Below are 18,371 nucleotides of genomic sequence, written 5' to 3'. Positions count from 1 at the left end.
ATCAAAGCACTCAAAAACGATTTAGCGGTAGATCGCACCTCATGCCATCGTTTTATCGCCAATCAGATGCGTGTGTTTTATGCCTGTGCGGCCTATAGCCTGATTCACGCGTTGCGAGAAAACACCTTACAGGGCACTCAGTTGGCCAAAGCCCAACCCAAAACCCTCATGCTCAAACTGTTTAAAATCGCGGTGCGTGTGCGTCAATACAAGGATCGTATCAAGCTCCAGCTCCCCAGTCATTACACCCTCAAAGCCGTTTTACACCGCGTGTGTGAACTACTCTATCTATCCAAACCACCGCAACCGGCTTAACACGCGCCTGATCCCTTACAAATCCAGTAAAAAACCAAGCTGAACACCTCAGAGGGGTGCTTTGTGCCACTCATTGAATAAATCATCAGGCTTTAAAAAAACGACAAAAAAAGACAGCCATTTTAGGGCTTGTCGAGGCTTTTCACGCTTCATCAAATTAAAAATAGAACACAAAGTCGAATCATCGGGGAGCCGTCATAAAAAATCGGTTGGGTGGAGAGCGAAATTAGGGTTTATGAAATATCCGGGCTATGTTATTTTGGATGACTTTCTGGGAATGGGTGGCACGTTGGCCAGCTTGAAGTCATTTATCGAAGGCGCTGGTGCTAAGTAGTCGGGCATGAAATATTGACCGGAAAACTCGAATCATCTAAACTTTACCTAAGAACGCAAACATTAAAGGATTTAAGGGAAAAACATGGACAATTTGAAGCCGAATTTAAACAACTCGTCGGGTTCGACTACAGTGGACTCAGCGAATCTGAAGCCCGATATTTACTCAGGACTAAATCTATTGAGCGAATCCGAAACCAAATCACTCGTGCAATTTTTGAAAGAAACAGTGGACAAGATGAACCGAGATAATAACGTCGCACCGGTTCATTCTTAACACCGATTACTAACCCTCTTAATTAACTCGCCTTGTGCGGGTTAAACCTCGTTTAAAAATGATTTAAACAATGCATTAAGAGGGCTTAAAGAAACTTGTTCAAGTGTAGCAGGTCGCAGGGCTTCAAATTCTGTAAATTTTTGTTCAATCCATTGATTCAACACCGGAAGCGGTTCGCCATGACTCGTTTCGCTAGTGTGCTGTTTTAACCACAAAAGATGCTCAATGGCTTTTCTCAAATCTTCATCGCTTACGCAACTTGCTACCAAATCCGAAAACAGCATTGGAATCGGTGTTTGGAATTTTAAGATCCACTCGATGGCCAATAAAGGTCGCAATACATACAAGTATTTTTTGTAACGCACTTGCTCAGCCTTAAGATACTCACGGTAATTCCCCTTTGCCATATTCAAATAATGATAAAAAGTTTTCTCAGGTGAAAAAAATTGCGGCAAAAGTTCACGCATCTTCTGAGTAAATTTGGGCTCGTCACAATAAACAATCGGCGAGTGCAGCCACTCCAATAACACCGGATTGGACTTGTAGTAAAGATTCAAAGCCTTCTTCAAGTCCCAGCCATTAATGTCCAGCAATCCATCAATCGGCAACTCAATCACATCCCTTTGGCGTTGCGCATCTAATTGCAAATACCAATCTTTGGGGTGTACATAAATAAAGCGCACATCATAATCACTATCCGTTGATTCAAAGCCCCACGCCCGGGAACCCGACTCACAAGCATACAAAATCTTCACACCATAATCTGTCTCGATTTTTTCAAGCTGCAGCCTAATTTTGGATAACATTTTTACTCCTTTTCCGGTGCTAAATACACATTCACAGTAAGTCTTGGGCGCGTAAAATCGAGATAATTTAAACGACACGTTAATTGCCAATTTTTTGACCAGGTCTGGTGAATTTTGTGGTTTTCAGATTTCGGAATAAATCCCAGTTTTACCCCTTCCGGGGTGTACACCGCTACCGCATGGGGATCAAATTCGTTGTCCGGTTTCGCTTCAATCTTTAAAGTCTGCCAGGTTTCTAGCGATCTATAGACCTCACTTAAGTCATAGTAGTTTAAGCCAACCACATCCGTTTTCACCAATAAATACCCCCAAGGGGGATTCAGGTTGGCCAAGTGCTGGGTTAAATAATCATACTGTTCAGGGGTAGGGAGCTTATTTTTTACACCCAAGGCTTCCACCACTTTCCATTGTGAGCTTTTAGGAAATGGACTCAACTCTATGGTTAAGGGCATCGGAAAGTTTTCATCACCATGCCAATGGTAAAAATAAGATTGTCCTTTTAATACCCAATCGACATAACCGGCCACACAATGCTGCATGCTCTTGCCTTCGTCCACTAAACCTTTACCCGTAGTAATCGGTGTTAAATAAAGGCTCCCTGCTAGAGGAGGCTTATCAAAAATCGCCACTTTGGCAAAAGTTGTAGCCAGTTTGGCAAGCACCTCTTCTAGCGCATCATACGTAGTGACTTTAGCAAGGGTTTTTAGCATTTGATTTTGGATATTGCCCTCGGCTTCCAAAATCAGCGGCGGCACTACTCGTTCAATTTGCAGTTCATCCAGTTCCGCCACAGCAGACCAAATAGATCCTAACCATAACCATCGAGGCCACTGTAAAATTTTTTTAACGGTATTGAGGTTTAATTGCTTGGTTTGAGACAAAACCGATTTTACATCTTGCTCATTTTCAGCGAGTAACCACAAAAAATTTTTGGCGTCATAAAGCGTCCAAAGGTTGTCCATCAAAGCGAGTTTATAGATAAATTTGAGATCAGCGGATTTTACCGGTACACCACTTAAGCGCATTAAAAAGGTGTGGCGTTCTTGTCCAACCAAGCTTAATAAAAACGTCTCCTTTAACGGCAAGGCCAGTTTTGCAAAAGAAGCCAAGGTCATCACAAACTTTAAATAAGCGCCACCCTGTGTTTCGGCTAAATTAATAAGCCACTGGGCAAAATGAGGGTGCCACTTCATTAGACGGAGCAACATTAACTGCGAAAATCGCGGGTCTTGTCCGCTGAGCTTGCCAACCGCTTGACGATACGCCATTGGAATTTGCTCAGCCCATTGCGTCCAGTGGTCATCAAGATAAGGTGTTATCCAAGCCGATAATTGACCATCCGCGCCAAAAAATGAACAGGCGTAATCGGTTTCTTTAAAACTTAAAGGGAGCTCTTCAAGGGTGTTTTCAGTAACCCGTAAATCAAAGTCCCAACCCCAAATCGTGAGTGTGCTCCTTGTGTTGTCCACTGCATCATAAAGCCTTAAACAAGGCTGAATACCTGGGTTGAATTGCGTCATTTTATAAGTCCAGTGAGAATCCCGCGCGAGCGGGTGAAAAAACGTGGGTTGATATTAAGGCTTAAAAAGCCAAACGAACGTTTTATAGACCAGCCAGCCGAAGCCGATTAACGCCACCATAGCTCAGAGTGAGGGCCAAACCAATGCCGCGCCTATACTAAACGTAAAGAACCACCCCCATAGTGAAAGGTCTGTTCCGATATTAGATGATGCGAAAGCTTGTTTTTTGTTAGCCGCATAGGTTTGAAGCAGGCTTTCAAACCGCTCGCTTTTTGGGCGCTCAAAATGTAAGTTTAAGGGTTCATCTTCCACAGGATGAGCGAGCCTGTTTTGCAAGCCTTGAAGTTGTTTAAGCCCTTGGTTAAGAAGAAACGACATCTGTTGAATCAACTCATTAACCACAGGTTGTAACGCGCTGTCATTTATCAGAGCGTGTTGCATTTGGCGTTTATATTCCAATGCCTGTTCAAAGCACGCCTCCAGTGCTAAAGGGTCTTGGCCGTTCGATTGAACGTACGCGAAAAATGTTTTTCCAAAATAGTTCGGCCAATGATCGAGCCGCTCAACCCAGGGCTCTATGTCATCAAGACTGTGTACCGCAATCAGTTGGAGGGGCGCACGCTGATCGGCGATGGCTTGCTTCAACAAGGGGAGGGTGTCATTAAGCCAGCGTTGGGTCGCGTTAAATGCGCTGCCATCAAGCGTTTCGTCATAATACAATTCTGAATTCATCTGGCTACCTCATTATGGTTTAGTGCTAAGTTGGGCATAGCGTTGAAACAGGTGTTTTACTCGCTCTAGCGGGGTTTTGAAGCCTTGTGGGTGGTAGAGTTTATCGACGGCTTTATCGAGGGCTTGGTGGGCTTTGCGTAATTCTGGCGGCATTAGGTTTGGGTCGTAAAGGTCGGCCAGGCTGGTGTTGGGGTCTTGGGTGAATTGTGTTTCACGTGAAACTAAAATGGCTTGGGCTAATTTTTCAATTTGCGCTTTTTGTTCGGGTGTTGTTTCTGGCCAAGGGAAGTTGTTATAGACCAATTTGGCGGAATAATTGAAGTCACTTTTTAGTCTACCCGTAACCACGCACATCCAGTCGTAATGCATTTTTGAATTTAAAACGCCAAATTCATAAAGTGTTGCATTAGGAATCATTTGGTTTCTGTCGGTGGTGATAGTATCAGAAGTTAAAAATGCCATTGGCACATATTCTCGGCGTTCGGAAGAAACACGGGGTACAAGAATGTACGTACCGTTTTTAGGTTGACGAATTTCGTCAAATAGCCAAGAGGTATTAGCGGATTCTTGAGTTTTTCCCTTGGGGCTGGCTAAACGCATGGCTTTTACGCCTTCAATTCGGGTTTTAATTTCGGGGATTTGCATTAAGTCACGCAGTTGTTTGGTGCTGGCATTTACTAACCATAAACAATAGCGTTCGCCATTATTTAAAAACTCTTGTGAACCTAAAATTGGCTTAATCCATTCCACCAGGCCTGGTTGTTTTTGGAGCAATTCTTGACGTTCTTGGGGGGTTAAAAACAAATAACCACCATCAACTGGCTTATTGCCATAAACCATTTCACTGACTTTGCCTAAAGGTTTAGTTCGGTTGGTAATCACGACATTGGGCGCATCAATTAAATAGGGATTGATATTGCTCACGGCTATTTCAATCGGTTCGCCTTTAATATCTGGGTAGTCGTAAATGATTTTATGGGGTTGGTGAGTGTGGCTAAAGCCAATAATCACACAATGCACGGCGGCTTTGCCGTGGGCTTCGTTGCTCCAGTTAAAGGTGCGGTGCGCAAAGTTGATATGGATACCCATGTCTAATAAGGGTTGCCAAAGGGTGGCGACTTGTTCGCCCATGGTAATCGAGTTGGTGGATACGAGCGCGCATTGGGTCTGGGTGTTTTGGGTAAACACAGCGGCTTTCATAAACCAGCTGGTAACAAAATCGAGTGACTTCCAACTTTTAACCAAGCCTTTAAAGACCTTTTCTTGGCTGCTTTCTTGTGCTTTGGAGCGAAAGTTTTTGCCCACAAACGGCGGATTACCAATCATATAATCCAAGTTTTGCGCGGGGATGACTTGCGCCCAGTCCAGTTCCAGTGCGTTGGCGTGATGGATTTGGGCGTGCTCTTTAAGGGGTAATAAATCGGGTTCAAAGCCAAACACCTTGGCAAATTCGACATTCATTTGGTGCTGGGTGAGCCACATCGCGACTTCGGCAATGCGTGCCGGCCATTCGTCGATTTCTATGCCGTAAAAATTATTAAGCGGTATGGCGGATTGGATTTCGAGTTCAACATGTCCCTGCGATTGATCCGTGCGTTGGGCGTTTAGAATTTGCAGTTCTAAACGGCGCAGTTCACGATAGGTAATAATCAAAAAGTTGCCACAACCGCAGGCCGGGTCTAAAAAGGTGAGATGGCGAATGCGCTCGGTGAGTTGTTGCAGTTTGCTGTTGCGGGCTTTGTCGCTTTTAAGCGAGCAGGCCTGGTTAAATTCGGCTTTAAGAGCGGTTAAAAACAGTGGTTCAATGGTTTTTAAAATATTGGTTTCAGAGGTGTAGTGTGCGCCCAAATTACGCCGCGCGGTTTTGTCCATAATGCTTTGAAACAGGCTGCCGAAAATGGCGGGGCTAATGTCGCGCCAATTAAACAAACAACATTCCAGCAGGGTGGCGCGCATCTCGCTGGTAAAAAACGGCATATCAATGCGCTCTTTAAACAGGTGACCGTTGACATACGGAAGGGCTTGTAACTCAGGCATGAGGTTTTTATTGCGTTGCTCTGGGGCTTGGTCAAGCACTTGAAACAGGCGTTGCAAATGGATTTCGGTATCGTTGCCGCTGTCGTGTGTAAACTTGAGCAGGTATTGGGTAAATTGGTGGCGATTGAATACGCCGGTGTCTTCAGCAAAAAGACAGAACAATACACGCACCATAAACACTTGCAGGTCGTGGCCGCTAAAACCGCTTTGTTCTAGCGCATCGTGCAGATCGCCTAACAGGTCAGCGGCTTTGATGTTTAAGTCTACCTCGCTGAGATCTTGCACGGTTTTACCTTGCATAAAGTCAAACAGGTGGAGGTTTTGCGGCAATTCGTTTAGGGTAAAGGTGTAGTCGGTGCGCCCGGCTAGGTCGTAGAGTTTGAAGGTGTTAAGGTCACAGACCATGACATAGGGCGGTAGGTCGGCATCGGGTATGCCTTTAAAGTAGCCCATGCCTTGTTGATAGGCTTTGTCTAAGTTTTGACCGGTGGATTTCATTTCAACCAATAACACGCCTGGCCAGAACAGGTCGATGCGCTTGGTGCCTTTGTCGTCAGTTTTAACCGGTAGTTCGAAGCTGGCAACGCGCAGGCGGTTAACGCCAAATATTTCAAAAAAGGCGTTTAAAAAACTCTGCGATTCGGCGTTTTCTTTAACGGCATGGCTGTAGTCTTGCACAAATTTATGGGCGCGATTTTTTATGTCTTGAAATGAAAGGGGCATCCGTCATCCTAAAATACGTTAGTTATTTATCTGTAATTGAATGGATGAAATATACCAAACTTTCAAAAGCCCGTCGCAGAAGATTGTGTTTTTAATTCGGGTTAAGGATACAAGGGGCGCAGTGTTGTTGGGTTGTTGGTTTTTGTATTGAGCAGTGCGCTGAGATTTTGTTTCAGTGCTGCTCTGTCTAGCTCTAACGCTAACGCCGTTTGTGGGTCACCGTAGCGCGCTTTTTCGAGCGCGAGCAGTTGTTGGTAGAGCGCAGGATGGGCGGCTTTGAGTGCATGGGTTCCGGCGAACCCTTGTTGTTTAAGCCAGTATTTAATCGCTGGGTCGAGTTGGTCAAGGGGTAATTGGCAGAGGGTTTCTAAGTCTTGATCCAGTGGAATTTCTGCGTTATCAATCTTGTTTTGTCTGGCATTTTCTGCTTGGGTGATCCTAGCCGTTTGGCGGCGTGCTTGCCAATAGAATCCGAAGGTGATGAGCCATAATATCGCTAACAATCCACTGACAAACGGCCAAAAGCGCGATGCCGCTGTTGGGCTAGGGGTGCTGACATCTTCTAGCCCGAGCAGGCTTTCAGTGGATGGCGTGTTGCTGCTTGCGGCGGTTTCGACCTGAATAGCGTGGCCTGCTAAGCGTGCTATTTCAAGCTGATCGGTTTGGGTATTCCACCAGGGAATTTCAATCTCGTTAAACGCCATCGAGCCTGGTGCTTGTAATACCGCCATAAAATCTTGGCTTTTGATGCTGCTAATGCCACTCAGGTCTAAGTGGTCACGTTGACTAACGGGATCGCTGTAGAGGCGCAAGCCGTCTTGTTGCGGCCAATCAGGATTGGGTAATTGACTGGCGCGCAATCCGGTGGCTTCAAGGCTGATGCGTCGCCCGAGGGTATCGCCTACTTGATAGCGGTCTTCGCGGGTCCACTCGTCTTTTAAAATCAGTCGTTTTGCCGGCAGCCAAGTCGCATTCGCCGGAAAACTGGCGGGAATGGGTTTAACATTCAGGGTAATGGGTTCAGAAGTCTGCTCATCTAAACGTATCGAACGCTCATACAGCAAGCGCCCCTCAAAGCTTTGCGGCGGGATAATTAGTTCGCCACTCGCTTGCGGATAAATCGCATACACCCATTCATATACCCGATAGACGCGCCCTTGAACACGGCGCTCAAAGCTGCGTTGGTTTTGTAGTCTTTCCGAAATCATAGTATCAAATTGCGGTGGGTTAATACTGCCACGCACCAGTGAGCCTAAATGATAATAGCGCAGCGTATAGATCACCTGACTTTGCACATAAGGATTGGGGTTATCCACTTCGGCTTCGATAAAGCTGATGCGGAAATCATCCGTGCGCTGACTCGCAGGCGAAACGCTAATTTGAATCGGTTGGCTTTGCGCGCGCTCAACGCTGAAAGCGGGAATGGTTAACTCACCGGTGCGCTTGGCCATCAGCTGAACATCCCAAAGTGTGGTGGCGCTATACTGACCGTTAATAATGCGAAGTTGGTTGGAGGCTTGGGTGCCGAGCACATTAAAATCGGCGTGCAACAGCGCAAAATCAGGCCCACGGCTGGTGGTTTGGAAATTCGCCATCACACTCAATTGGATAATATCACCCTGTTCAACCTGATCACGATCAACCTGGGCCACTAAAATTTGCTGGGCGACAACCAGGCCTGGTAATAAAAATAACAGAAAACTCAGAAATAAGCGGCGGATTACCATAGTTTTGAGGGTTCCTTTTGTGGGTTTCTGGGTGGGTTTTGTTGATACTGATAATCAAACTTGCGTCTTAAAAACACACCGGGTTCGTCTTTAATTTGGTTTAACCAGGTTTGGCGGGCTTGCTCTCGTTCACGGGCTTGTGCGTCCTGTTCGGCGATCTCGGCGATTTCGGATTGGGTTGGTTGATTTAGCAAACCGCTTTGACCCTCTTGATCGCTCTCTCGTTCAGCGTCTTGCTGGCTTTGGCCTAAGGCGGATTCGCTTTCGCTCGCTTGGTCATCTTTAGATTGCTCCTCAATAGCTTGGTCATCTAGCCCCTGTTGCGCTGTGTCGCCTTGTTGACCTTGATCGGCGGATTGAGGGGTTTGGTCATTGGCCTGGTCATCGCCTTGGCTTTGCTCAGACGATTGCTCTGATGACTGTTCAGAAGGTTGCGGTGCGGCGCTGTCGTTGTGTTGCTGACCTTCTTGACCTTCTGCCTCTTGCTGTAGCGCTAACAATTCCTCAATCACCTCAAGGTTATGTTGCGCTTGTGGAAAGTCAGGTTGTAATTCGAGTGCGGTTTGATAGGCTTTGCGCGCGTCTTCTAATTGGTTTGAACGCGCCAGTGCATTGCCGCGATTATAGTGTCCTTGCGCCGAACCATCGCGTGCAAACGCATTTACGGCTTCCTCATAGCGACCTTGACGATATAAGCTGCTACCGCGCCAACTCGGATCACTAAACTCGCGTTCTGCCGCCAGATAATCCTTTTGCTGCCAGGCCTGGTAGCCACGTTGGTTGCCAGTTAAAAACATTTCTCGCCAGCGATCAGAAAACCGGATTTCGGGTTTGTCTGCTTGTAATTGCTGTTGTTGCTGTAATTCTGCTTGCGCCCAAGCTGTTTGCGGCAGTAATGCGCTGGGTAATAATACTATCAACGTCAACGACGTTAACGACGCTAAGGACATCAGCCAACCACGTCGTGCCGCTAATGCAGCGAGCGGCACTAATAACCAAAGTAAATACACGCCATAATCCAACGCTTGAAAAAGAAGTTTTTCGTCATGCTGTTCGCGCTCACTTGCGCCCGCAAAAGGCGGTAATAAGCTGGGCAAATCACTGTCATCCAACTGCATACGGCTGAATTGACCGCCACTATCACGCGCCAATTGCGCCAAACGTTGAACGGGCACTTGCGCTTGCACTAAACGATCGTCTTGGTCTTTAAGCAAGCCAAACTCTGGAATCATAATTGCGCCACCTTGTGGCGTACCGACCGCTAACACACTCAGTTGAATAGCGTGTTGGCTAAGGCGTTGTTGAATCGACGTTATTTCGGATGGCTCGACATCATCGGTAACCCAGATAAGATGACGCTGGGTGATGTTCGCGCCTTCAAACAGTTCAACCGCCTTGTCAAAACCGGCAACCGCATTCGCCCCATAGGAGGGCATAATCAACGGATTCAAATGCGGCAAAAGATTCAGTAGGGTACTGTTGTCGTCGGATATTGACGTAATAATATGGGCCGAAGCCGAATAGCCAACCATACCCACACGCATTTCAGGATGCTGTCTAAGCAGATCGGTGAGTTTAAACTGCACGCGGGTTAAGCGATTGGGTTGCAGGTCATCGGCATACATCGACAAAGACAAGTCGAGCAAAATCACGCTGCCTGTTTGAGTGGCTTGGGCGGCAATCGGTTGTTGTTTCCAGCTTGGCCCGCTGAGCGCAATAATCGCCGCCAGCCAAATTAAGCCCAGCCCAAAAAAACCAATCGGCAGCGACGCTTGGCTAGACGATTGACCGCTGAGTAAATAAGGCTGAAACGCAGGATCAATCCAGGCTTTCCAGCCCGAATCTTGCACCTTGCGTTGCCATACCTGCCAAAGCAACCAGCCCGCAGGCAAGAGCGCCAAAAACCACCAGGGACGTAAAAAAGTCAGTTCAGTCATGCTGACTCCTTGCTCGGTTTTGGCGTGATGCTTCGCCAAACGAGATAAAAACTGAGTAATAACGCCAACCCAAGCGGCCAGCTAAATAACTCAGTGCGTGCTCTAAATTGATTGAGAGTAAACTGAGTGGATTCAATTTCATTGATGCGTTTATAAATCTCCGCTAGTTGCTGGGTTTGGCTGGCGACAAAGCTTTCGCCTCCAGTTAGGGCGGAAATAGCTTCCAGCGTCTCGGTATCTATATCAAATACACGGTTACGCGAACCGCCTGCTTGCACATCACCAAACGCAATCGTGTGAATCACTAAACCGACTTCAGCGGCTTTTTTTGCGGCGTCTAACGGCTCGACCGCGCCGGCGTTATTTGAACCATCGGTGAGCAATACCAACACCGCTTTGTTATTGCGCACCCCTTGCAGGTGTTTAATGGCCAAACCTATTGAGTCGCCAATCGCGGTGTTATTGCCCGCCATGCCGATTTGGGTTTCTTGTAGCAGTTGTTGAATTGCGGATAAATCATAGGTCAGCGGACTCACCATAAAGGCTTCGGTACCAAACACAATCAAGCCCATTCGATCGCCTTGGCGCTGGACGATAAAGTCATCAACCACGCTTTTAAGCGCGACTAAACGATCAACATTGCGCCCATTTAGCAGCATATCCGGCTTTTCCATACTGCCAGACAAATCCACCGACAACAACATATCACGCCCGGTTGATTCAAACGGCGTCGGGGTTAAAAACCAAACCGGGCGCATCGCGGCTAACAACAGCACCAGCCAGAGGGCTAAAAACAACAGCGGCAAACGCAACCCATCGGCGCTGGGTTTTTGCAAGGGTTGCACGGATTGATTCACGCGCAGCCGCGACACTAAATGCGGCGCTAACAGCGGGATTTGTTTTTGTTGCGCGGGTTTTAAAAACGGACGAATCAACCAAGGCAGCGGCAAGAAGGCGATCATCCAAGGCCAAATAAATCCAAAGTTTTCAAACCAATGCATCAGGGCGGTCAAACTCATAGGTGATGCTCCCGAATCCAACGTTGCGCAAAATAAATCAGGCTTTCGCGCTCTGGCGGCGTGAGGGGGTTGGGTTGCGCTTGGTAGCGTTGCTCTAGTTTTTGCAGCGCGTTAGGGTGCTCAATAAACGCCGCTTTGCTTTTTAAAAAGGCTAACCAGGCCTGGTTGTTTAATCCCCCGCAGGCGGCGCGGCCATAGGTGGTAATCGCCACCTGTTTTAATAGCGCATTTAATTGGCTTAAAAATTCTGTATCATCGCGTTGAGCCAGGTCGGATAAATTGGCGATGGCTTCACGACGGTAGGCGGCTTTTTTGTGGCGTTGCCAGAAATACCAAATCAGGCCAATTAACACCGCCAGCACAATAAACAGCGTTACCCAAACACTCGATGCCAGTGGCCATAACCCAATGGGTTCGGGCAGGATAATATCTTCAAGCAGGTCTAATGGATCGCCCATCATCGTCTTAAAATCCTTTGCTTAACCAGCGAATTGATCAACCCATTGCCCATCGCATCCGCGGTTGAAACACGACACAAAGCCACCCCCAAGCGGCTAAAACTGTTCTTTTGGTTTAACCAGGCCTGGTCGTAAGCCTTCTGATAGTTTTGGCGCAGATTTGCGTTTTGTCCGTCTAAATATACCTCGGTTTCGCCATCACTAAACGCCAGCGCATAGCTATCAGGCAAATCGGATTCAATTGGGTCTTCGCAGTGGATCGCGGTCACCGCGCCATGTTTGGCGATTTGGCTTAATACCGCATGGGCGTTTTTATCAATATTCAAACAGTCGCCAATTAAAATAACTCGGCTAGCCGGATGCACCAGCGGCGCGATATGATTCAGCGCACGCAACCAGGCCTGGTTATCGCCTGGTGCGGGTTGATTAAGCGCTTGGTTTTGGTGTAAGCCGTGATGAAATAACTGCAAGAGGTTTTTAGCTTGACGCTTAGGCGTTATCCAATGTGCAGGCTGATCACCAAACACCAAGCCGCCCACCCGATCATCTTGATTTAAGCTGGCCCAAGCGAGGATCGCCAGGATGTCGAGCGCCAATACCGATTTAAAGCAGTGTTGGCTGGCAAAAAATAACCGCGCCGACTGTTCAACCACAAACACCACAGGCCGCTCATGCTCTTCGCTAAACAACTTGGTGTGGGTGTCTTGGCTGCGTGCGCTGACCTTCCAATCAATATGGCGCACATCATCACCCGGCTGATAAACCCGTACTTCGCTAAACTCCATGCCACGGCCTTTGCGTGGACTTGGACGCGAACCGTTGGCTTGCATCATAATGCGCTGTTGATGGCCGAGTTTAAAGTGTTTCACGTGAAACCGCCAAGCATTCAACCGGCCTAAGTCGCTATAAACCGCCGATTGAGGTGTATCGCTCATACCAAGGTCACCCAACCTAAAATATCATCCGTGACCTGATCCACGGTTTTGCCTTGTGCTTCCGCTTCATAGCTCAGCAGTAAACGATGACGAAACACATCATGCACCACCGCTTGCACATCATCTGGGCTTACAAAATCCTTGCCCAACAACCAAGCATGCGCCCGTGCGCAACGCGAAAGCGCAATCGTGGCACGCGGACTGACGCCATAGGTAATCTGCTCAGCCAACTGTTCGTTGTATTTATGCGGCTGGCGCGTGGCGATCACCAATTCAACAAGGTAATCCTTCACACTTTGCGCCATATGCAGATTTAAAATTTCCTCACGTGCACTAAACAAGGCTATTTGATCAATCTTTTCAGGCATGCTGCTTTTTATTTCTTTGGCTTCGTTTTCTACCAGCGCCAAAATCTGGGCTTCATGCTCACGATCAGGATAATCAATCGTAACATGCAACATAAAACGATCCAGCTGTGCTTCGGGTAGCGGATAGGTGCCTTCCTGCTCAATCGGGTTTTGGGTCGCCATCACCATAAACAGTTTTTCCATCGGCAAGGTTTGCTTGCCCACACTCACTTGACCTTCCGCCATCGCCTCTAACAGCGCCGATTGCACCTTAGCTGGCGCGCGGTTAATTTCATCCGCTAAGATCAGGTTATGGAATATTGGCCCCGCTTGGAACTCAAACTGACCCGTAGCGGCACGATAAATCTCGGTACCCGTAATATCAGCAGGCAATAAATCAGGGGTAAACTGAATACGATGAAACCGACCTTCTAGCTGTTCAGCTAGGGTTTTAATCGCTTTGGTTTTAGCCAGGCCTGGTGGGCCTTCAACCAATAAATGACCATCGGATAACAGGGCAATCAACATACGCTGGATTAAATGCGGTTGACCCAGAATCACCTGATTCAACGCCTGTTCCAATGCTTGAAATCGATTCACTAAGCTCATGGCAATCCTTCGAGTAAACAAGACCCCACATTATGGCAACTTACTCAAAAATTGCAATCCACCCAGACAGGCTTCAAGATTAGATTCATATTTTAAAACGGAATCCTTCAAATCGATTAATCTAAGCGCGCAGTCGCAAGTGCCGGTTAAACGAACTTCCTTATTGTCCTACATACCTGCAACCTACATGCCAGCCAATAACGCAGATCCAACCCGGCCGTAATTTTATGCCCCAGAGAAAAGGTATTACGGTTATTCTGGCTCATTGACGGGATCATCCGATTGTCAGATATTTTATAAGCGTCATTCCAGCGAAGGCCGGAACTTCAAACCGGCTGTGCAAAACCGCAACAGATCCCGCCATGTTGGGTGAATAACCGCTCCCATTATGTTCAATATTGGGTTACAATTACTCGTTTAACACATCGTCTCTAATTGTCTAAAAAAGGGCACAGATGTGGAAAGACCACGTAATCTCGTTAAATCCGTAACCGTAGAGTAGGAATAAAATGAAAATCGCCGTAGCAGGAACAGGATATGTTGGCTTATCGTTAGCCGTATTATTAGCCCAGCATCACGAGGTGGTCGCACTGGACATTGTGCCGGAAAAAATTGACCTATTGAATAACAAACAATCACCGATTGTCGATGCTGAGATAGAGGATTTCCTAGCTAATAAATCACTCAACTTTGCGGCCACATTGGACAAGCAACAAGCCTACCTAAACGCTGATTTTGTGGTGATAGCGACCCCAACTGACTACGACACCGAAACCAATACTTTCAACACCAAATCCGTTGAAGCCGTCATCAATGACGTGCTGGCTATAAACCCAAGCGCAACGATGGTGATAAAGAGCACTATCCCCGTTGGCTTTACCTGTAACTTAAAAAAACAACTCAAAACGCAACACCCAGCATTAAACATTAATCTAATCTTCTCCCCAGAATTCCTGCGCGAAGGCAAAGCCCTGTGGGACAACCTTCACCCATCGCGTATCGTCATGGGTGAACAATCCGAGCGTGCGCAAGCCTTTGCCAACCTCCTCGTTGAAGGTGCACAAAAACCCGAAAATGACATTCAGGTATTGTTCACCGACTCCACCGAAGCCGAAGCGATTAAACTATTTTCAAATACCTTCCTAGCCTTACGGGTGTCCTACTTCAACGAACTCGACACCTACTGCGAAACCCACGGACTCAGTACCCGACAAGTCATCGAAGGGGTAGGGCTAGACCCACGTATTGGCGACCACTACAATAACCCAAGTTTTGGCTATGGCGGCTACTGCCTACCCAAAGACACCAAACAGCTACTGGCTAACTACCAAGATGTACCACAAAACCTAATTCAAGCTATCGTCGATTCTAATACGACCAGAAAAGACTTCATTGCTGATCAAGTATTAAAGCGCAAGCCGAAAACCGTTGGTATTTATCGTCTAGTCATGAAACAAGGCAGCGACAACTTCCGCGCCAGCGCCATCCAAGGCATTATGAAACGCATTAAAGCCAAAGGCATCCCGATTGTCATTTATGAACCGGTCTTAACCGAGCAGGGCGAAACAGAATTCTTCCACTCCCAAGTGATCAGCGACCTAAACGACTTCAAAAACCAAGCAGACGTCATCATCGCCAACCGCCTAACCGATGACATCGCTGATGTAAAAGACAAAGTCTATACCCGCGACTTATTTGGAAAGGATTAAAGGTTTATAAACATGGCAAAAATATTAGTAACGGGTGGTGCAGGTTTCATTGGTTTTCACTTAACCAAGGCGTTATTGGCGCGTGGTGATGAAGTAGTCAGTATCGACAACCTAAACGACTACTACGACCCGCAGCTCAAACTCGACCGCCTAAAAGCCTTGGGCTTGCAAACCCCCTCTCCCTTGATGGGAGAGGGCTGGGGTGAGGGTGAAAACTCAACACTCAACACTAAAAACTTAACATTCCAAAAACTAGACCTAGCCGACCGCCAAGGCATAGAAACCCTATTCAAACAAAACCAATTCGACATCGTCGTCAACCTCGGCGCCCAAGCCGGGGTGCGCTACTCCATCGAAAACCCCCATGCCTATGTTGATTCCAATCTAGTCGGTTTCGTCAACATCCTAGAAGGCTGCCGCCATAGCAAAGTCAAACACCTCGTTTACGCCAGCTCCAGCTCCGTCTACGGCATGAACATCAAACAACCCTTTAGCACTGAAGACCGCGTAGACTACCCCATCAGCTTGTATGCCGCCACCAAAAAATCCAACGAACTCATGGCGCATACCTACAGCCACTTATACGGAATCCCAACCACAGGCTTACGTTTCTTTACCGTATACGGCCTATTTGGTCGTCCCGACATGGCCTATTTCTCCTTCACCAAAAAAATCCTAGCCGGTGAAACCATCGACGTCTTCAACAACGGCGAAATGCAACGCGACTTCACCTACATAGGCGATATAGTAGAAGGCATCACCCGCGTAATGCAGAATGCTCCCTCTCCCTTGATGGGAGAGGGCCGGGGTGAGGGTGAATTATCAAACACAAAAAAAATCACCAACGCCGCCGCCCCCTACAAAATCTACAACATCGGCAACAACCAACCCGTAACCCTGCGCCGATTCATTACGGCCATTGAAACCGCCACCGGCCAAAAAGCCAAAGAAAACCTCCTCCCCATGCAGCCCGGTGACGTTCCGATTACCTACGCAGATGTAGACGAACTTATTGCTGACACAGGCTTTAAACCTGCAACAAGCATAGAAGAGGGCATAGGGAAGTTTGTGGAGTGGTATAAAGGTTATTACAACTAATAACACAGTCACTCCAGCAAAGGCCGGAACCTCCAGCCAACCGCACCCCCCGCCATTCCGGCGAAGGCCGGAATCTCCAGCCAACCGCGGACACCTCGTCATTCTGGCGAAGGCCGGAATCTACAGCCAACCGCGCACCTCAAACCATACGTCATTCCAGCAAAGGCCGGAATCTCCAGCCAACTGCGGACACCTCGTCATTCCGGCGAAGGCCGGAATCTCCAGCCAACCGCGGACACCTCGTCATTCCGGCGAAGGCCGGAATCTCCAGCCGACCGTGCACTGACTCAAGAGATTGCTTCGCTCCGCTCGCAATGACACGGATTTTCGCACTGACATCAAACATATCCACTCTGCTATACTAACATCCTGTAAAAACACCAAGCAGGGCCAGCGCATGAAAGAAAAATACCTCAACCTATTCACCGATTACGGCTTCAAACGCCTGTTTGGCGAAGAAGACTCCAAGGACAACCTGATTGCGTTCCTCAACACCCTGTTACCGCAAAAACACCAAATTCAAGCGCTCAACTTCACCCATAACGAAAAACTCGGCGTCACCCAGTTGGATCGCCGTGCGGTGTTTGATCTCAACTGTACCAGCCCATCTGGTGAACACTTCATCGTTGAAATCCAAAAAGCCAAACAAAAGTTCTTTAAAGACCGCAGTGTTTATTACGCCAGCTTCCCGATTCAACAACAAGCCGAGCGCGGTAACGACTGGGATTTTGAACTCGATGCGGTCTATACCATCGGCATCCTAGACTTTGAATTCGACGAAGACAAATCGGCGGGCAACAAAGATGTCGTGCATACCGTACAGCTCAAAAACCAACACAACCAAGTCTTCTACGACAAATGCATGTTTATTTACCTCACCATGCCCAACTTCACCAAAACCGAAGACGAACTTGAAACCGACCAAGACAAATGGCTATTCCTATTCAAAAACCTGCACAAACTGCACGACATCCCACGCCGACTACAACAACAAACCTTCCTACGCATCTTCGAAAAAGCCAGCATTGCCAAGTTTACTCCGACTGAGCGCCAAACCTACGAAGCCAGCCTAAAATACTACCGCGACATGAAAAACGTCATTGATACCCATGTTGAGGAGGCCGAAATCCGTGGCGAGGAGCGTGGGATTGAAAAAGGCATTGGGATTGGCATCGAAAAAGGTCGTGAAGAAGGTATCGGTATTGGTGAAGAGCGAGGAGAATTAAAAAAAGCCCTTGAAATCGCTAAAACAATGATAGAACAAGGTTTTGATGATTCAAATATAACGTTGCTAACCAAATTGTCGACAGACCAAATCCAAGCCCTGCGCGAAAAAATAGGTGTCGGTAATGAGTAGCCTTGCAAGCAAAAGTCTTGCAAAGAGATAGTGTAATCAATCACTGGCAATATGTAATAACAATCTTGGAACAAAACCCATCACATTTTTAGACAAAGAGCTCCAGCAAATTATGCCCGAAGCGCAAACAGGGCGCACCTATGCCGACAAACTCGTGCAACTCAACCTGCTCGATGGACAAGAAAAATGGCTACTGGTGCATGTTGAGATTCAAGGCGAACCCGAAGACGACTTTGCCAAAAGAATGTATCGCTACAACTACCGAATCAGCGACAAATACAACAAAGACGTCATCAGTCTGGCGGTATTAACCGACACCAACGCCCAATTCAGACCCAACTGCTATGAGTTTAGCCTGGCGGGCTGTGAAATCACCTTCAAATTCCCCATGGTCAAACTACTCGACTGGAAAGACCGACTCGACGAACTGCT

At 47.5% G+C, this 18,371-nt stretch carries 16 protein-coding genes and 1 pseudogene; 7 read left to right on the top strand and 10 right to left on the bottom strand.

What is annotated here, in order from left to right; translation table 11 throughout:
* The 3 genes from NA59_RS10880 to NA59_RS10870 all read left to right on the top strand — a co-directional run.
* Positions 1 to 315: transposase (locus NA59_RS10880; protein ID WP_044412357.1), on the top strand; the 315-nt coding region annotated here is incomplete at its 5' end.
* A gap of 73 nt (positions 316 to 388) precedes the next feature.
* Positions 389 to 649: a hypothetical protein gene (locus NA59_RS10875; RefSeq protein ID WP_044412352.1), complete on the top strand. Its 261-nt coding sequence runs from the start codon at positions 389 to 391 to the stop codon at positions 647 to 649.
* 84 nt (positions 650 to 733) lie between these two features.
* On the top strand, positions 734 to 925 hold the full coding sequence (locus tag NA59_RS10870; protein ID WP_044412349.1) for a hypothetical protein: 192 nt from the start codon (positions 734 to 736) through the stop codon (positions 923 to 925).
* Positions 926 to 966: 41 nt separating this feature from the next.
* Here the strand turns inward: NA59_RS10870 and NA59_RS10865 are convergent, their stop codons facing one another.
* From NA59_RS10865 to NA59_RS10820, 10 genes are all read right to left on the bottom strand, one after another.
* A complete protein-coding gene (locus NA59_RS10865) occupies positions 967 to 1,731 on the bottom strand; it encodes a nucleotidyltransferase domain-containing protein (RefSeq protein WP_044412345.1) in 765 nt (254 codons plus the stop codon).
* 2 nt (positions 1,732 to 1,733) lie between these two features.
* Positions 1,734 to 3,251 (bottom strand): HIRAN domain-containing protein, encoded by a 1,518-nt coding sequence (locus tag NA59_RS10860; protein ID WP_044412344.1) that lies wholly within the window; start codon positions 3,249 to 3,251, stop codon positions 1,734 to 1,736.
* Between the two features lie 123 nt (positions 3,252 to 3,374).
* A complete protein-coding gene (locus NA59_RS10855) occupies positions 3,375 to 3,983 on the bottom strand; it encodes a hypothetical protein (RefSeq protein ID WP_044412341.1) in 609 nt (202 codons plus the stop codon).
* Positions 3,984 to 3,995: 12 nt separating this feature from the next.
* Positions 3,996 to 6,743: a class I SAM-dependent DNA methyltransferase gene (locus NA59_RS10850; RefSeq protein WP_044412338.1), complete on the bottom strand. Its 2,748-nt coding sequence runs from the start codon at positions 6,741 to 6,743 to the stop codon at positions 3,996 to 3,998.
* 101 nt (positions 6,744 to 6,844) lie between these two features.
* A complete protein-coding gene (locus tag NA59_RS10845; RefSeq protein WP_044412335.1) occupies positions 6,845 to 8,470 on the bottom strand; it encodes a BatD family protein in 1,626 nt (541 codons plus the stop codon).
* Positions 8,464 to 10,407, bottom strand: a complete 1,944-nt coding sequence (locus NA59_RS10840) for a VWA domain-containing protein (protein WP_044412332.1) — start codon at positions 10,405 to 10,407, stop codon at positions 8,464 to 8,466. The genes NA59_RS10845 and NA59_RS10840 overlap by 7 nt, the downstream gene beginning before the upstream one ends.
* A complete protein-coding gene (locus tag NA59_RS10835) occupies positions 10,404 to 11,426 on the bottom strand; it encodes a VWA domain-containing protein (RefSeq protein WP_044412330.1) in 1,023 nt (340 codons plus the stop codon). Before NA59_RS10835 ends, NA59_RS10840 begins: the two co-directional genes overlap by 4 nt.
* Positions 11,423 to 11,887: a DUF4381 domain-containing protein gene (locus NA59_RS10830; protein ID WP_044412327.1), complete on the bottom strand. Its 465-nt coding sequence runs from the start codon at positions 11,885 to 11,887 to the stop codon at positions 11,423 to 11,425. Before NA59_RS10830 ends, NA59_RS10835 begins: the two co-directional genes overlap by 4 nt.
* Positions 11,884 to 12,819 carry a DUF58 domain-containing protein gene (locus NA59_RS10825; protein ID WP_044412324.1) on the bottom strand — a complete coding sequence of 312 codons (936 nt, stop codon included), beginning with the start codon at positions 12,817 to 12,819 and terminating at the stop codon, positions 11,884 to 11,886. Before NA59_RS10825 ends, NA59_RS10830 begins: the two co-directional genes overlap by 4 nt.
* Complete coding sequence (locus NA59_RS10820) at positions 12,816 to 13,775, bottom strand: AAA family ATPase (RefSeq protein WP_044412321.1); 960 nt, start codon at positions 13,773 to 13,775, stop codon at positions 12,816 to 12,818. The genes NA59_RS10825 and NA59_RS10820 overlap by 4 nt, the downstream gene beginning before the upstream one ends.
* A 509-nt stretch (positions 13,776 to 14,284) precedes the next feature.
* Between NA59_RS10820 and NA59_RS10815 the strand changes: the two genes are divergently transcribed.
* From NA59_RS10815 to NA59_RS10795, 4 genes and pseudogenes are all read left to right on the top strand, one after another.
* Positions 14,285 to 15,484: a nucleotide sugar dehydrogenase gene (locus NA59_RS10815; protein WP_044412318.1), complete on the top strand. Its 1,200-nt coding sequence runs from the start codon at positions 14,285 to 14,287 to the stop codon at positions 15,482 to 15,484.
* A gap of 12 nt (positions 15,485 to 15,496) precedes the next feature.
* A complete protein-coding gene (locus tag NA59_RS10810; protein WP_044412315.1) occupies positions 15,497 to 16,582 on the top strand; it encodes an NAD-dependent epimerase in 1,086 nt (361 codons plus the stop codon).
* A gap of 397 nt (positions 16,583 to 16,979) precedes the next feature.
* Positions 16,980 to 17,939, top strand: coding sequence for an Rpn family recombination-promoting nuclease/putative transposase (locus NA59_RS10800; RefSeq protein WP_044412310.1), 960 nt, complete (start codon positions 16,980 to 16,982; stop codon positions 17,937 to 17,939).
* Between the two features lie 112 nt (positions 17,940 to 18,051).
* A pseudogene (locus tag NA59_RS10795) lies at positions 18,052 to 18,371 on the top strand (hypothetical protein); the annotation flags it as partial.

Source organism: Thiomicrospira microaerophila (assembly GCF_000934765.1).
Classification (GTDB): domain Bacteria; phylum Pseudomonadota; class Gammaproteobacteria; order Thiomicrospirales; family Thiomicrospiraceae; genus Thiomicrospira; species Thiomicrospira microaerophila.
Note: the sequence above shows the minus strand (reverse complement) of the source record. Positions and strands in the feature narration are given on the sequence as shown.

What these genes read in the sequence shown, in the direction of transcription:
- NA59_RS10840 (WP_044412332.1), bottom strand. Translation starts at nt 10,407, where the DNA reads ATGACTGAACTGACTTTTTTACGTCCCTGGTGGTTTTTGGCGCTCTTG.
- NA59_RS10865 (WP_044412345.1), bottom strand. Translation starts at nt 1,731, where the DNA reads ATGTTATCCAAAATTAGGCTGCAGCTTGAAAAAATCGAGACAGATTAT.
- NA59_RS10855 (WP_044412341.1), bottom strand. Translation starts at nt 3,983, where the DNA reads ATGAATTCAGAATTGTATTATGACGAAACGCTTGATGGCAGCGCATTT.
- NA59_RS10815 (WP_044412318.1), top strand. Translation starts at nt 14,285, where the DNA reads ATGAAAATCGCCGTAGCAGGAACAGGATATGTTGGCTTATCGTTAGCC.
- NA59_RS10800 (WP_044412310.1), top strand. Translation starts at nt 16,980, where the DNA reads ATGAAAGAAAAATACCTCAACCTATTCACCGATTACGGCTTCAAACGC.
- NA59_RS10860 (WP_044412344.1), bottom strand. Translation starts at nt 3,251, where the DNA reads ATGACGCAATTCAACCCAGGTATTCAGCCTTGTTTAAGGCTTTATGAT.
- NA59_RS10810 (WP_044412315.1), top strand. Translation starts at nt 15,497, where the DNA reads ATGGCAAAAATATTAGTAACGGGTGGTGCAGGTTTCATTGGTTTTCAC.
- NA59_RS10835 (WP_044412330.1), bottom strand. Translation starts at nt 11,426, where the DNA reads ATGAGTTTGACCGCCCTGATGCATTGGTTTGAAAACTTTGGATTTATT.
- NA59_RS10825 (WP_044412324.1), bottom strand. Translation starts at nt 12,819, where the DNA reads ATGAGCGATACACCTCAATCGGCGGTTTATAGCGACTTAGGCCGGTTG.
- NA59_RS10830 (WP_044412327.1), bottom strand. Translation starts at nt 11,887, where the DNA reads ATGATGGGCGATCCATTAGACCTGCTTGAAGATATTATCCTGCCCGAA.
- NA59_RS10820 (WP_044412321.1), bottom strand. Translation starts at nt 13,775, where the DNA reads ATGAGCTTAGTGAATCGATTTCAAGCATTGGAACAGGCGTTGAATCAG.
- NA59_RS10845 (WP_044412335.1), bottom strand. Translation starts at nt 8,470, where the DNA reads ATGGTAATCCGCCGCTTATTTCTGAGTTTTCTGTTATTTTTATTACCA.
- NA59_RS10850 (WP_044412338.1), bottom strand. Translation starts at nt 6,743, where the DNA reads ATGCCCCTTTCATTTCAAGACATAAAAAATCGCGCCCATAAATTTGTG.
- NA59_RS10870 (WP_044412349.1), top strand. Translation starts at nt 734, where the DNA reads ATGGACAATTTGAAGCCGAATTTAAACAACTCGTCGGGTTCGACTACA.